Annotated in this window: 12 protein-coding genes; 6 read left to right on the top strand and 6 right to left on the bottom strand. The window is 42.2% G+C overall.

Annotated elements, in window-relative coordinates:
- Positions 1-15: 15 nt before the first annotated feature.
- The gene (locus SOI82_RS07235) at positions 16-642 is read right to left on the bottom strand and encodes a precorrin-8X methylmutase (protein ID WP_320666775.1); all 627 of its coding nucleotides are present in this window, start codon (positions 640-642) and stop codon (positions 16-18) included.
- Positions 643-713: 71 nt separating this feature from the next.
- Here SOI82_RS07235 and holA point away from each other — a divergent pair, with 71 nt between their 5' ends.
- Together holA and SOI82_RS07225 are read left to right on the top strand one after the other, a co-directional pair.
- Positions 714-1,733, top strand: a complete 1,020-nt coding sequence (gene holA / locus SOI82_RS07230; RefSeq protein ID WP_320666774.1) for a DNA polymerase III subunit delta — start codon at positions 714-716, stop codon at positions 1,731-1,733.
- Between the two features lie 40 nt (positions 1,734-1,773).
- Positions 1,774-3,531 (top strand): aspartate kinase, encoded by a 1,758-nt coding sequence (locus SOI82_RS07225; RefSeq protein WP_320666773.1) that lies wholly within the window; start codon positions 1,774-1,776, stop codon positions 3,529-3,531.
- A 10-nt stretch (positions 3,532-3,541) separates the two neighbouring features.
- On the opposite strand, the gene uvrB is transcribed toward SOI82_RS07225, so the two are convergent.
- Together uvrB and SOI82_RS07215 are read right to left on the bottom strand one after the other, a co-directional pair.
- On the bottom strand, positions 3,542-5,584 hold the full coding sequence (uvrB, locus tag SOI82_RS07220) for an excinuclease ABC subunit UvrB (protein ID WP_320666772.1): 2,043 nt from the start codon (positions 5,582-5,584) through the stop codon (positions 3,542-3,544).
- 219 nt (positions 5,585-5,803) lie between these two features.
- A complete protein-coding gene (locus SOI82_RS07215) occupies positions 5,804-6,592 on the bottom strand; it encodes a DUF561 domain-containing protein (protein WP_320668380.1) in 789 nt (262 codons plus the stop codon).
- A 90-nt stretch (positions 6,593-6,682) separates the two neighbouring features.
- Here SOI82_RS07215 and tilS point away from each other — a divergent pair, with 90 nt between their 5' ends.
- A complete protein-coding gene (tilS, locus tag SOI82_RS07210) occupies positions 6,683-7,678 on the top strand; it encodes a tRNA lysidine(34) synthetase TilS (protein ID WP_320666771.1) in 996 nt (331 codons plus the stop codon).
- A 37-nt stretch (positions 7,679-7,715) separates the two neighbouring features.
- Here the strand turns inward: tilS and SOI82_RS07205 are convergent, their stop codons facing one another.
- The 3 genes from SOI82_RS07205 to SOI82_RS07195 all read right to left on the bottom strand — a co-directional run bounded on the left by SOI82_RS07205 (position 7,716) and on the right by SOI82_RS07195 (position 11,747).
- Positions 7,716-9,728, bottom strand: a complete 2,013-nt coding sequence (locus tag SOI82_RS07205) for a ribonuclease J (protein ID WP_320666770.1) — start codon at positions 9,726-9,728, stop codon at positions 7,716-7,718.
- Between the two features lie 82 nt (positions 9,729-9,810).
- Positions 9,811-10,719, bottom strand: coding sequence for a 4-hydroxy-tetrahydrodipicolinate synthase (gene dapA / locus SOI82_RS07200; protein ID WP_320666769.1), 909 nt, complete (start codon positions 10,717-10,719; stop codon positions 9,811-9,813).
- On the bottom strand, positions 10,716-11,747 hold the full coding sequence (locus SOI82_RS07195; RefSeq protein WP_320666768.1) for an aspartate-semialdehyde dehydrogenase: 1,032 nt from the start codon (positions 11,745-11,747) through the stop codon (positions 10,716-10,718). Before SOI82_RS07195 ends, dapA begins: the two co-directional genes overlap by 4 nt.
- 173 nt (positions 11,748-11,920) lie before the next feature.
- Between SOI82_RS07195 and tig the strand changes: the two genes are divergently transcribed.
- The 3 genes from tig to clpX all read left to right on the top strand — a co-directional run bounded on the left by tig (position 11,921) and on the right by clpX (position 15,477).
- Positions 11,921-13,300: a trigger factor gene (tig, locus tag SOI82_RS07190; RefSeq protein WP_320666767.1), complete on the top strand. Its 1,380-nt coding sequence runs from the start codon at positions 11,921-11,923 to the stop codon at positions 13,298-13,300.
- 47 nt (positions 13,301-13,347) lie between these two features.
- Positions 13,348-13,995: an ATP-dependent Clp endopeptidase proteolytic subunit ClpP gene (gene clpP, locus SOI82_RS07185; protein ID WP_414153498.1), complete on the top strand. Its 648-nt coding sequence runs from the start codon at positions 13,348-13,350 to the stop codon at positions 13,993-13,995.
- Positions 13,996-14,112: 117 nt separating this feature from the next.
- Positions 14,113-15,477 carry an ATP-dependent protease ATP-binding subunit ClpX gene (gene clpX / locus SOI82_RS07180; protein WP_320666766.1) on the top strand — a complete coding sequence of 455 codons (1,365 nt, stop codon included), beginning with the start codon at positions 14,113-14,115 and terminating at the stop codon, positions 15,475-15,477.
- Position 15,478: the final 1 nt, after the last annotated feature.

Raw genomic sequence — 15,478 nt, 5'->3', positions numbered from 1 at the left:
ATTATCTCTTGCAAACTAGGACATAGAGGCTCGCAATAAAGCATTCATTGCTGCTGCGGCCAGTCCCGCTCCACCCCTAGTACCACCTAACGCAATATTGGGTAAGCCACTAAGCGACAAGCGCCTTTTACTCTCAGCTACGCCAATAAAACCAACTGGCATACCAATAATCAAACTAGGAGCGATTGAGCCTTGCGAGACCAAATCTAATAAAGTCTCCAAAGCCTTAGGAGCACTACCTATTAAAACAATAGGTGGAGGTGAAGTGCAGTCAATTGAAAGTTCTTGCCAAGCTCGCTTCATGCCAAGTGCAGTTCGCGTGGTCCCTTCAACAGTCTTTTCAGGAACCCAATCAAGCACTGTACGAACTTTTGCATTAGAAGTTCGTACAGCCATAGGTAAAACGGCCGCTAATGCCATTGCAGTATCTGTAAAAATGTTTGCACCCGACTGCAATGCAAACACTCCTTTTTGACACGCGCCAGGACTAAAGCTAATCAAAGACTTCAAGTCAAAATCTCCGCTGCTATGAATCAACCTTTCAAGAACTTGCTGTTGCAAAGGGTCTAATCCAGTCCAACCTAGTTGCGACTGTATAAAAGCAATACTCTCCAGAAAAATTGGATGATCAATTGTTTTCACTTGCACTGTCGTCAGTCTCAAACATATTTAAAACATGATCTATGAAACAAACCAATGATCTAACTTGAACTATGCCAATACACCTAGTTTGGGGAGATGATTCAGCTGCCAGCGATCGTGCAGTAGAAGCCCTAATTCAAAAAATTATTGATCCTGTATGGACAAGCGTCAACCTTAGTCGTCTAGATGGATCAGACAACTTGCAAGCAAGTCAAGCTCTAGAAGAGGTGCGAACTCCTCCATTTGGCAATGGAGGTAGGGTGATCTTGGTCAAACGCAGCCCTTTTTGTAATGGTTGTTCTAGCGATCTTGCAAAAAGCTTTGAAGAAATTCTTGAACTAGTTCCTAGCAAAACCCACTTAATTCTTAGCAACACAAATAAGCCTGACGGCCGATTAAAAGCTACAAAAGCACTCCAAGCTCTCATCAAAAAAAACCAAGCTTTTGAAAAAAGCTTTGTCCTGCCAGCAATTTGGGATGGCGCAGGTAAAACAAAACTAGTAGAGCGTACAGCTAAAGAATTGGACATTACACTTACAACCGAGGCCACTGCTCTCCTTGTAGAAGCAATAGGAAATGACAGTGGAAAGCTGACTTCAGAACTCAAAAAGCTTTCAATACTCGCGGACACAAGAAAGAACAAAACCAATACACACCAACAAAAGGCTTATATAACCGCAGATATTGTTCAAGCTTTAATTGAAGGTATGGCAACTAATGCGCTGCAAATAGGAGATTCTTTACTAGCAGACAATATTGGAGAAGCACTTGAGCGGTTGAATGCATTACTTGATAAAGGCGAGCCAGCACTTCGCATTCTGGCAACACTCACAAGCCAAGTAAGAGGATGGCTTTGGGTAAGTCTTCTGGAAAAACAAGGGGAAAAAGATGTTGGTGTAATTGCTAAAGCAGCAGGTATTGCAAATCCCAAACGTATTTATGTAATGCGCAAACAACTCCAAGGCAAGCTACCCAATCGCTTTCTCGAATTACTTGGTTGTTTGTTAGATATAGAAGCTGCTTTAAAAAAAGGTATTTTGCCTGCAGATGCTTTCAAAGAGGGTCTACTTAGCGACAATTGCTTTAAGTAAATGCAAACTAAAAGGATTACACCCTTCCTAGGATAATTGGATGGCCTTGTTGGTCCAAAAGTTTGGTGGTACTTCTGTAGGGAGTGTCAAAAGAATCCAAGCAGTAGCAAAAAGAGTTGCTAGCAGCAGGGAATTGGGGCATGAGCTGGTGATTGTAGTTTCTGCAATGGGCCATACAACAGATGAGTTAACTTGCCTCGCAGAAGCAATTAGTAGCAATCCACCTCAAAGAGAAATGGACATGCTGCTGGCAACAGGAGAACAAGTATCAATAGCTTTACTTTCAATCGCACTTCATGAACTGGGTGTGCAGGCAATTTCTATGACAGGCAGCCAAGTTGGAATAGTCACAGAATCTTCTCATGGGCGTGCACGAATACTAGAAGTAAAGACTGAGCGTATAAAAAACAGGCTAGAAGAAGGATATGTTGTTGTGGTTGCTGGATTCCAAGGAACCAGTCTAAGTAGTGGCGGCACAGCAGAAATCACTACTCTTGGCAGAGGAGGATCAGATACTTCTGCAGTAGCTCTTGCAACTGCATTAAGTGCCGATGCATGTGAAATTTACACTGATGTCCCAGGGGTACTAACCACTGATCCACGCAAGGTGGCAGATGCGAAATTAATGCCCAGTTTGAGCTGTGACGAAATGCTTGAACTAGCTAGTTTAGGCGCAGCAGTACTACACCCAAGAGCAGTAGAGCTAGCTAGAAACTACGGAGTCAAGCTGAAGGTGCGTTCAAGCTGGACCAATGATCCAGGAACAACATTAACTAGTGAAAGCAAGCGTTCGTTAGGTCGAGATGGACTAGAGCTGGGACGCCCAGTCGATGGGGTGGAGCTTGTAGAAGGACAAGCAGTACTAGGACTATCTCATGTCCCAGATCAACCAGGCGTAGCAGCAGATTTATTTGAGAAGTTGTCTAATGCAGGTGTCAATGTGGATCTAATCATCCAAGCAACGCATGAAGGCAATAGTAATGACATCACATTTACAGTTAACGAAGAAGAATTACCTAAAGCCCGAACGATTTGTATGAGTGTCCTCTCACAGATGGGGGGAGAACTCTTAGCTCAAAGCGGAATGTCCAAACTAAGCATTAGTGGGGCTGGCATCATGGGACGGCCGGGGATTGCAGCAACACTGTTTGATACCCTTTCCAGAAAAGGAATCAACCTTAGGCTAATCGCAACGAGCGAAGTCAAAGTAAGTTGTGTCATTGATAAATCACTAGGCCCAAAAGGAATGCGCGCAGTGGGAGATGCCTTTGAACTAGATGAACATCAAATCCAAGTAAATCCAGGAGCAAATGGAATTGGAGAGCCTGAAGTCAGAGGGATTGCTCTCGATCCAGATCAAGCCCAAGTAAGCGTCAGAGGCGTTCCTGACAAACCAGGAACAGCGGCTGCATTGTGCACAGCACTAGCAGATGCAGGAATTAGCTTAGATGCAATAGTGCAATCTGAAAGGCAGCAAAAAGATGGCTCACGAGATATAAGTTTCACTCTCAAAAAAAACGATCGTCAAAATGCAGGAAAGGCACTTGCCCCGTTGTTAGCAAAGTGGCCAGGTGCTCAGGTAGAAGACGGGCCCGAAATCACACGAGTGAGCGCAGTTGGTGCAGGTATGCCTGCCACACCTGGGACAGCAGCTCGTATGTTTAGAGCATTAGCTCAGGCAAAAATCAACATTGCAATGATTGCAACTAGCGAAATCCGCACCAGTTGTGTTGTAGCAAAAAAAGATGGATTAGTTGCACTCAAAGCAGTCCATGATTGTTTTAAACTAGGTGAGTAAATGGTAATAACTAGTCACTGAAATGCCCAATCAACTTTTGTCTTAAGTGCTTAATCTTGTCGCGTAACTTCGCAGCATCTTCAAAATTCAACTGTTTTGCAGCCATACCCATTTTTTCTTCTAGTTTATTAATGATCTCTGGCAATGCTTCTAAGGCCATTCCAAGATCTTCTTTATGAATATCATCCGTTGCTTTTGATGCAATTTGAATTAAATCACTATTATTGCCTTCGGCTTGCAATCGTCTAGAGAGCTCAAGGAATGAAAGAATGGAATTACTAGCCTTTCTGCCAGCAGGTCTAGGTACTATCCCATATTTCTCATTATAAGATTTTTGAATATTTCTACGCCTCTCTGTCTCAGTAATTGCTTTCGTCATCGACTCAGTAAGGTTATCTGCATATAAAAGTGCCATACCTTCAACATGCCTCGCAGCTCTTCCAATTGTTTGAATCAAAGATCTTTCAGCTCTAAGAAAACCTTCTTTATCAGCATCAAGTATGACCACCAATGAAACTTCAGGCAGATCTAATCCTTCACGTAGAAGATTAACTCCAACCAAAACATCATATTCACCCAATCTAAGGTCCTGAATAATCTCGATACGTTCAAGAGAATGAATTTCTGAGTGAAGATATCGAACGCGAACACTATTTTCTGAAAGATAATCTGTTAAATCCTCTGCCATTCTTTTTGTCAGAGTTGTGATTAAAATTCTCTGTTTTTTCTTGACTCTGATTCTTATTTCACCCAACAAGTCATCAACCTGACCTTCAGTAGGGCGCACCTCTACCAAAGGATCGAGTACTCCAGTTGGCCTGATAACTTGTTCCGCAACCTCTCCATCACTCTTATTCAATTCCCAATCACCTGGAGTTGCACTGATAAAAACAGTTTGTCTAGCCTTCTTCCAAAACTCCTCACTCTTTAAGGGTCGATTATCGGCTGCACTTGGTAAACGAAACCCATGCTCTATTAGAACCTTTTTTCTTGACTGATCACCATTGTACATTGCTCTTAATTGAGAACAAGTTACATGACTTTCATCAACAACCAGGAGCCAATCTTTTGGAAAGTAGTCTATTAGACATTCAGGAGGGGATCCTTCTGGGCGCCCTGATAAATGTCTAGCATAATTTTCAACCCCATTACAATATCCGACTTCTTTTAGCATCTCCAAATCATAAGTGGTTCTTTGCTCTAATCTTTGAGCCTCTAATAATTTTCCTTGTTCATTTAAACTATCTAATCTTTCTTTTAACTCATTTTGAATAGCCTTGATTGCACTAGAAAGACGATCTTTAGGGGTTACAAAATGTTTCGCAGGGTAAATATTAATGTTCTCTAAACTTTGTAGTATTTCACCAGTAGTTGGATCAACAAAACGAATCGCTTCGATTTCATCACCAAATAGCTCTATACGGACCAATCTGTCATCATAAGCAGGCCCAATTTCTAATACATCTCCTTTCACACGAAAGCGGCCTCGATTTATATCAAAGTCATTTCGCATATATTGATTATTCACTAATTCCCTCAAAACTTGGCGTAAATCAATAACATCGCCAACTTGGAATCCAACCGAAGCTTTTAAATATTCACTAGGAATACCCAAGCCATATATGCAACTAATAGATGCCACAACAATTACATCTTTCCTTTCAAATAGTGATCGAGTTGCGGAATGTCTAAGCATATCAATCTCTTCATTAATTGATGCTGTCTTGGCTATGTAAGTATCGCTTACAGGAACATATGCTTCTGGCTGATAATAATCATAATAAGAAATAAAGTATTCGACAGCATTGTCAGGAAAAAACTCTCTTAGTTCATTACAAAGCTGAGCAGCAAGAGTTTTATTGTGTGCCAACACAAGTGCAGGCCTACCTGTTTGGGCAATTACATTTGCAATTGTAAAGGTTTTTCCCGTACCAGTTGCACCCAACAAAGTTTGATAAGGCTTTCCTGCATTGACTCCCTCTACTAAACGAGCGATGGCCTGTGGCTGATCACCTTTGGGACTGTAAGGAGCAGTTAGTCGATGTTTAGCCATCACATTAATTTCACTAAAAAATAGCCATTGCAGTTGTAGGAATATTGCATGTGATGTTTATTGAATATTGATTTTAAAATCCAATAGCTAAAACGTCGCTACTTTGCATTGACTTCCATTCAAGTGAAATATTCGACAAAGCAATAACTAAAGGAAAAAGATATTGTTAAGTCAAGTTAGAACTGCTTTTTATACAAATTTCAAGCCTCTAGATAATTATCAAGAACACTTTTGGCTCACGGCGAGGGAAGAAGAAAATGAAGAAGTTGCTTCTCTTAATCTTTTAACTACTGCGATCATTTCTAACTCATTACTCAGCCTATTGACAGCAGATCCTATTCCTACGCCAGATGCGCCAACAGCTAATGCCATTGGCACAGTCACTGCTGAAAGGCCTGAAGCACAAAGCAAAGGAATGTCATTACCTGCTTGTTTAAGACTATCAAAAATAGTTTGAGTAGCTGCCAATGTTGGAGCGGCTTTCTCAATCATTCCTAAATTGCCTGCACTTAAAGGCCGCGAACTAGTTCCACCTTCAGTCTGAATTAAATCAGCACCTGCATTACTCAAGTCCAAGGCTAATTGTGCTTGCTCGTGTAAAGGTAAAACATGCGGAACAGTTACAGATAAAACAACATTGGGCAACAACTTTCTAGTTTGAATAGTTAACTGAAAGACCTCTTGTGCGGAAAAGAAACGCCCTCGTGAATAAAAAGAATCAAAATTCCCTATCTCGATCATCGCTGCACCAGCTTCTATGGCTTTAGGGAATAAGTCAGGTTCCACTGCACTAACACAAACTGGCAATCCAGAGGCATGGATTGCTAAATGCACCAAATCAGGTTCACAGGCAACATCAAGCAAATCAGCACCACCACCACCAGCGGCCCTGGCAACCATTTCCACGGAAACAGGGTCAAAATTGCTTAGGCCAGCAATAACCTTAAGGAGAGAACGTTGCTCAAGACTTTGCTGCAATGCAGGAGGTAAATGGTGAAGACGAGCCATTAAAAGACCATCGAACAAACTGATTGTCCCATCCACACCCACCATCTTCTAACAAAATTGATTGAGTTGGTTAACCAAACAACAATGTCCATGTCCACGAGCAACTCAAAACCGTGGACACCATGGCACCTTCGACTGCACAAAAAATTAATTACTAAAAAAAATCTTATTCCCGACGGATCATCTCTGCTGATAGCAGTTTCTGGAGGTCAAGATTCAATGGCGCTACTACAACTAATAGTTGATCTCCAAAGATTGCACAAGTGGAAGTTATACGTATGGCATGGTGATCACGGCTGGCATCAAAAGTCTGGAGATATCGCAAAAGAACTCAAAAGCTGGTGTGAAGAAAAAAACCTGAATTTCTTCTCTCATCAAACAACAAAAGAACTAACCAAAAGCGAAGCTTATGCAAGAAAGTGGAGATATGAACAGTTAGCTAAAATTGCAAAAGATAAGTTCCACACTTGCACTCATATTCTGACGGGTCACACAGGTAGTGATCGAGCCGAGACTTTATTACTTAATCTGGCTAGAGGGTGCGATTTAGCTGGACTTAGCACTCTTCCAGAATCAAGAAATCTTGAGAAAGGTATATATTTAGTCCGTCCATTACTTGATTTCAGTAGAGATGATACAGCCTTAATCTGCAAAGAGATGAAACTACCTATATGGATTGATCCATCTAATAAAAATATTACACTGAGCCGTAATAAAGTTCGTAAAAAAATCTTTCCCATCTTGGAAGAACTCCACCCTGGGTGCAGCATGAGAATGGCATCACTTGCAGAAAGGCTATGTCATTACAAAGAAGATCAAGATGCCATCGCCACTCTTTTACTTCAAGCAATCGAACATCCTCAGGGTCTGTATAGGCAAGCTTTTTCTACACTTTCATTAACCGCAAGAGCAACTTTATTAGCGCGATGGCTAAAACAAAAAGAAGCTCCTGTGCTATCCGCAGCTCAACTTGAAGAACTTAGCTACAAAATTGGCACCAACAAAACTCCAGGATGTTCGCATCTCAGCCAAGGATGGAAAATAAATTGGAAGCGCGAATCAATTGAACTCACGCAAACCCAGTAAACAGTTCAAAGAGAACCATCATTCATTTTGAAATTTTTCAAGAAGCAACCGCTGAGCGCCTCCGTCGTGTACGACCGGTTGGCATCTCAGTTTGAGATTCAACTTGTTGACTCTTAACTACAACTGATTTAGAGGGTGGCTCAACTCCAGGGGCAGATTGTGCTGCAGCTTTAGAAACCTTAACGGGAGTTGCAGCCGATGCACTATCACGCCCAGAACGAGGTCCATCAACCCGCCTAGTAATCGGTTTTGAATCAGTTTCAAGATCTGTCCTGCCTTTATAAACAGGTGTTCCCCCAGGAGCAGGTTGAACTAAGCAAAGTATCAATGGCTCTACTTGCAGCTCACGCCGCATACGTCGAGCTAAACCAGCTTCAACCTCACGCTGCAAACCCATCCAATCAACCTCTATTGAACTTCCACCCGTCTGACGAGCAAGTTGCTTCCAACGATTCTCTAAAACCCAGGTGATCTCCCTCTCAGTCCAAAGAGACATCTTTTTCGCGTCAACACTAGTGACAACACCACGCAAATTCACTCTGGGCGGAGCAACCATTACACCATCAGTACTTACTGCGGCTAAAACTGTGATAACACCATCTTCAGCTAATTGCTGACGTTCTTTCAATACTCGGTTATCAACGATGCCTTCCCTTGAAGCGTCAAGTAGTTCTATCCCAGCAGTCACTGATTCACCTTTAGAGATTGAATCTGGAGTGAGTTGAACAACATCCCCATTCTCAAGAATCAAAATATTGTCCGATGAAATGCCCATAGATTGAGCACTTTTACTATGGCAAATAAGCATCCTGTGCTCACCATGGACAGGCACAAAGAACTTTGGCCTGGTCAATGCAAGCATCAACTTATGGTCTTCTTGACAGCCATGACCAGAAACATGAATACCCTGTGACTTGCCATAAACAACCTTGGCTCCCAGCTTCATCAAACTGTCAATGGTATTGACCACTGAAATGGTATTGCCAGGAATCGGGCTAGCAGAAAAAATAATTGTGTCAGTACTCTTTACTTGAACATGTTGATGCTCTCCTCGAGATATGCGGCTTAACGCTGCCATTGGTTCACCCTGACTACCGGTCATTAACAACAAGGTTTCACGATCAGGTAAATCACGAATTTGTTTAATCGGTACAAATAAATCATCAGGGCATCTCAAGTAGCCCAACTCTCGAGCCTTTGCAACCACATTGAGCATGGAACGACCCATTAGCCCTACTTTCCTGCCATTTTTCATGGCCAGCTCAATGATCATTGCAACCCTATGAGTAGAACTAGCAAAGGTTGTAACGATCACTCGACCCTCTGAGGTCGCTATGTGGCGATCAAGGTTAGGGAATACAGAACGTTCAGACGGCGTAAAGCCAGGCACTTCCGCATTCGTCGAATCTGAAAAAAGACACAGAACACCCTTCTCTCCGTAATGAGCTAATCGCTGAATGTCGAAATGCTCTCCATCTGGAGGCGTATGGTCAAACTTGAAATCTCCAGTAAAGATCACCACCCCAACAGGAGTAGTGATAGCCAGCGAAAAACTATCAGAAATTGAATGGGTGTTGCGAATATATTCAACCGAAAAATGCTGACCAACTTTGACAACCTCTCGAGGAGTAATTGTCTGAATAGTTGTGCAGTTATTGACACCTGCATCTTCCATCTTTCCCTGCAGCATCGACATAGCTAAGGGAGGACCATAAATAATTGGGATCTTGAAATGCTTCAAGTGGTGTGAAATACCACCAATGTGATCCTCATGACCATGTGTAACGATTAAGGCACGAATACGTTTCTGGTTTTCCCTCAGGTAAGTCGTATCAGGCATTACGACATTGACACCATGCATTCCATCGTCGGGGAATGCGAGTCCTGCATCCACAAGCATGAGGTCATCGCCATACTCAAAGACACAAGTGTTTTTGCCAATCTCATGGAGACCGCCAAGAGGAATTACGCGTAAGCAAGGCTCCTTCGTTTTGGAGCTACCAGAAGATCTGGAATTCGAACTATTCAAATTGATGGTACTGGACGTCATGGAAAGAGTATGAAAAAACTACCTGGTGAGAGGTATTGCGATAGCGCAGAACGCAAAGCAAGCTTTTAGAGAAGCCCTGACATTAATGCTTAGGCAACGCAGAAAGAATTTTGGACAGTTCATCTTTCATTTGGTTATTTAAGCGAAGTAAAGGACTCCTAGGAGCTCCAACAGGCCAACCATCAAGCTCTAATGCAGCTTTGACAGGAATTGGATTCGTAGTGGCGAATAGAGCTTTAAAAAGAGGTTGCAACTCCTCATGATATTGAAGAGCAATAGAAACCTGACCCTCGAGATAGGCATTAATCATCGCCTTGAGACGAAGTCCTACCAGATGACTGGCCACACTAACTACTCCAACAGCCCCTACAGACAACATTGGAAGAAGCAAACCATCATCACCACTATAAATAGCTAATTTTGGACCACACTCCATCCTTAATTGCGTAACCTCCTCAGTTGTTCCACTCGCTGCCTTAAAACTGACTACATTCTGACAATCCATCAAACTTGCAACAGTTTTGGGCTCAAGCACACAGCCTGTCCTACCAGGAATGTTGTAAAGCATAAGTGGTAAGTCAGGCGCAGCAGCGGCAATTGCCCGAAAATGAGACTCCAATCCTTCTTGAGGTGGTTTGTTGTAATAAGGAACCACTACTAAGGCACCATGAGCTCCAGACGCAGCCGCTGCTCGCGTAGCTTCTACAGCTTCAGCAGTACTGTTGCTGCCAGTACCCGCCAAGACAAAAATATCTGGGCCAACTGCCTCACGAACTGTTTCAAGTAACTGATGTTGCTCCTTCCAACTAAGTGTGGGTGATTCACCAGTGGTGCCACAAACCACAATCCCATCAGAACCTTGATCGACTAGATGACCAGCAAGACGTGCTGCCAAGGACAAATCTACTCGTCCATCTTCAGCAAAAGGTGTAACCATCGCTGTTAACAAGCGACCAAAAGGAACAGAAGATAATTCAGCAATAGAACTCATGACTTATTTACTAATAATTCTGCAATTTGTATTGCATTAAGAGCCGCACCTTTTCGAATCTGATCACCACATAACCAGAGCTCTAAGCAATTCTTGTTACTGATATCTTGACGAATTCGACCCACTGCAACATCATCTTGGCCAGTAACATCTATGGGCATAGGGAAACGATTCTTTTGAAAGTCTTCAATTAAAGTCACTCCTGCAGCAGAATTTAAAATGTCTTGAGCTTCTTTAAGAGGAAAAGGCTCAACAAACTCAACATTTACTGACTCAGAATGTGCCCTTAGGACTGGAACACGTACACACGTTGCAGTGAACTGCAACTCTGGTAATCCCAAAATCTTTTTTGTTTCATTGACCATTTTCATTTCTTCTTCGCAATAGCTATTTTCTTGAAGTGGTGAATTGTGAAGAAATAGATTAAAAGCAAGTGAATAAGGCAATACCTCACTATCAGGGTTCTCACCATTCAAAACTTTTAGGCTCAGATTTTTCAGCTCTTCCATGGCTTTTGCCCCTGCACCACTAACTGACTGATATGTAGAAACAATTACTCTTCGTATTGGAATGCGTTTTGCTAATGGAGCAAGAATTAAAGCTAACAAAATTGTCGTGCAATTAGGGTTCGCTATCACCCCATGATGATTAAAAACAGTCTCAGGATTCACCTCTGGAACTACTAATGGCACATCTGAATCCATACGAAAAGCACTGGAATTATCAATCATCACTGCACCAGCAGCATTAATAGCGTGTCGCCAATCACGTGACACTGATCCCCCAGCAGAAGCTAAAACAAGATCAACACCTTGAAAAGTCACTTCACTAACCTCTTGCACCTTAACTTTGGTACCTTTCCAAATCTGCACACTTCCTGCTGAACGCTTAGATGCTAATAAGCGCAACTGACTAACAGGAAAAGAACGCTCCTCTAAAAGTCCAATCAACTCTTGGCCTACTGCCCCGCTTGAACCAAGGACAGCAACAATTAGTGGTTTGTTCTGAGGCAGTGGTTTGAAAAACAACGAATTAATGAGGTATAGACCTTTAACAGAAGATTGAGCGACTCAAACGTCATGACCTTATGCAATATAAGGCTCACCCTTCAGCAGTCAAAGCGTTGATGCCACAATACGCGTCAAGGGATTGTCCCGCGCTTAATTAATGTGATTTGTACTGGTCACAATCTCCTATCCCAATGAGTGCTGCTGCATTGCAAATCAAAACCAATGCCTTACCTGGTAGCCGCATTGCGGTGGAATTAGAGATACCAGCTGAACGCTGTAAAGCCAGTTACGAAGAAGCATTATCTCGACTGAGTCGATCAATCAAACTTCCAGGATTCCGTCAAGGGAAAGTGCCAAGAGCGGTAATTCTTCAGCAAATAGGCGTTGCGCGAATCAAAGCCACTGCATTAGAAGCACTATTAGAAACAGTTTGGAGAGAAGCCTTAACAAAAGAATCGATCGAGGCTCTTTGTGAACCAGAGTTAAATGGTGGATTTGAAGCTGTATTTGAAAGTTTTAATCCTTCTGAAATCCTTAATGTCACTTTAGAAACAGATATACCTCCAACTCCAAAATTAAAAGCAACAAAAGGTTTAGAGGCAGAAGCTGAGGCAATCACATTTGACCCTAAACAAGTGGACGAGTTAATCAAACAATCACAAAAACAATTAGCAACCCTAGTACCTGTAGAAGACCGTGCAGCAAGTAAAGGGGATGTAGCGGTTGTTAGTTTCAAAGGTCAATACGAGGATGGTAGTGAGATAAAAGGTGGAAGTGCAGATTCCATGGATATCGAATTAGAAGAAGGTCAAATGATTCCAGGCTTTGTAGAAGGGATAATCAAGATGAAAATTAATGATCAAAAAGTCTTAAAATGCCAATTTCCAGAAGACTATCAAGAAGAAAGTGCTCGAGGGAAAAAAGCAAATTTCGCCGTGACTCTTAAAGACTTAAAAACACGAGAACTCCCAAAATTAGATGATGAATTTGCAAAGCAAGCAAGTGACAAATCAACTATGATCGAACTAAGGGAAGAATTAGAAAATAGACTCAAAGAAGATGCAAAGCGTCGCCATCAGAACAATCGCAAAGAAGCCTTAATCAAGTCACTAGTTAAACAATTAGAAGTTGAACTTCCTAAAACCTTAATTGATCAAGAAGTAAGAAATATAATTGAGCAAACGGCTCACAAGTTTGCCCAGCAGGGTATGGATGTTAAGTCAATATTTACGCCTGATCTTGTTAAATCACTGATGGAATCTTCTCAGGAGGAAGCAAAAGAAAACCTTCGTCGCAAACTGGCACTACAAGCTCTTGCAGAAGAAGAAAAAGTCGAAGTGGAAGACAAAGATGTCGAAAGCAAGTTTCAAGAATTTAAACAAGAGATTTCAACAGAAAAAAATCTTGACCCCAAAAGGCTCCGAACTGCTATTCAGGAAGACTTATTAGAAGAAAAACTTGTAGAGTGGCTAGAAGAAAACAGCAAAATTACAGAAACTGATCCCAAGTCGAACAATGAAGAAGGCAAGGTGAAATCTAAAAAAGCAACTACAAAAAATACCAAGCCTTGAGCTATACCAAATAGATTGATTCCAATTAACCGTATCTCCTCTTGCGCGTGATCAACAATATCCAAACTCATCCCATTCATAATCAATGGCATGGGTACCGCCCTTCCTCAGGCCCAGGAATTCTCCCCACAGTTATTGAGCAATCAGGGCGAGGAGACCGATCATTTGATATTTACTCACGATTACTCCGAGAAAGAATTATTTTTCTCGGCACTGAAGTAAATGATCAAGTAGCAGATGCACTGGTAGCGCAAATGCTTTTCTTAGAAGCCGAGGATCCCGAAAAAGATATACAGATCTATATCAACTCGCCTGGGGGCTCAGTGACTGCAGGACTAGCGATCTACGACACTATGCAGCAAGTAAACCCAGATGTAGTAACTATCTGCTATGGACTCGCCGCAAGTATGGGTGCTTTTCTCCTTTCTGGCGGAGCAAAAAGTAAGCGTCTAGCCCTGCCTAATGCACGAATTATGATTCATCAACCACTCGGTGGTGCACAAGGACAAGCAGTAGAAATTGAAATTCAAGCTAAAGAAATTCTCTTCTTAAAAGACACACTTAATGAACTCATAGCCCAACACACTGGACAACCTCTCAACAAGATTGCTGAGGATACTGACAGAGACCTCTTCCTTTCGCCGCAAGAAGCGGTTGAATATGGCCTAATTGACAAAGTGGTCACCAGTCTCTAAACACTTGAATCGTTAAGGAAGGCTGACGAAGCACTTATCCCGAACGATCCTATGAGCTCAGGCTGACTCACCATTCCGTCAATCCTGTAACTACTATCTGAACTATTCAGCCCGCCGATGGCAAAGTTCGACGCCCATCTGAAATGCTCATTTTGTGGCAAGTCGCAAGAGCAAGTGCGAAAGCTTATAGCAGGGCCTGGAGTTTACATTTGTGATGAATGCATAGACCTATGCAATGAAATTTTGGATGAGGAGCTTTTAGATAGCCAAACCAATGGAAGCTCGAGACAAAGCAATGAAGCTAATCGCAAAAGTTCACCAGCAACTCGTCATAGTGGAAAACCTGCACCCACACTGGCCTCTATACCAAAACCATTAGCAATCAAAACTTTCTTAGATGACCAAGTAGTGGGACAAGAAGCTGCAAAAAAAATCCTCTCAGTCGCTGTTTACAATCACTACAAAAGGCTGGCATGGCAAGGAGATGGCCAAGGTGAAACTGATAAGACAGCCACCAAGTTGCACAAATCGAACATTTTATTAATTGGCCCAACTGGTTGCGGCAAAACCCTTCTTGCACAAACACTCGCAGAACTCCTTGATGTTCCATTCGCAGTAGCGGATGCAACAACACTTACAGAAGCAGGTTACGTAGGCGAAGACGTAGAAAATATCCTGCTTCGACTTCTACAAAAAGCAGATATGGATGTCGATTTAGCTCAAAGAGGAATTATTTACCTAGACGAAATAGATAAAATAGCCAGAAAAAGTGAAAATCCTTCTATAACTAGAGACGTATCTGGAGAAGGCGTTCAGCAAGCGTTGCTGAAAATGCTTGAAGGCACAGTAGCAAATGTTCCTCCACAGGGAGGGCGCAAACACCCTTATCACGATTGCATACAAATCGATACAAGTCAGATACTTTTCATTTGTGGAGGTGCGTTTGTAGGCCTTGAAGATGTAATTCAAAAACGATTGGGTCGTAATTCAATAGGGTTCACGCAAAGCGATAAACATGGAAGAAACGTTATAAATAGAGATTTAAAAGCCCAAGAGGTGCTCCATCATCTCGAACCAGACGATCTCGTGCGCTATGGCCTGATCCCAGAATTTATCGGCCGAATTCCCGTAACTGCTGTCTTAGACCCTCTAGATGCAGAAGCTTTGGAATCAATTCTTACCGAGCCTCGTGATGCACTTGTAAAACAATTCAAAACCCTTCTCAGCATGGACAATGTTGAACTGGAATTTGACAATAATGCTGTTGAAGCTATTGCTCAGGAAGCTCATAGGCGTAAAACCGGTGCAAGAGCATTAAGAGGAATAATTGAGGAATTAATGCTTGAACTCATGTATGACCTGCCATCTAAAAAGAATGTGAAAAATTTCACCATCACTAGAGCAATGGTTGATGAACATACCGGTGGAAAAGTTTTATCACTACCTTCTAAAGAGGAACGCTCAGAACAAGAGCCTGCATAAA

This window comes from Prochlorococcus sp. MIT 1307, from assembly GCF_034092395.1.
Taxonomy (GTDB): domain Bacteria; phylum Cyanobacteriota; class Cyanobacteriia; order PCC-6307; family Cyanobiaceae; genus AG-363-K07.
This window is presented reverse-complemented; position numbering and strand designations above follow the sequence as displayed.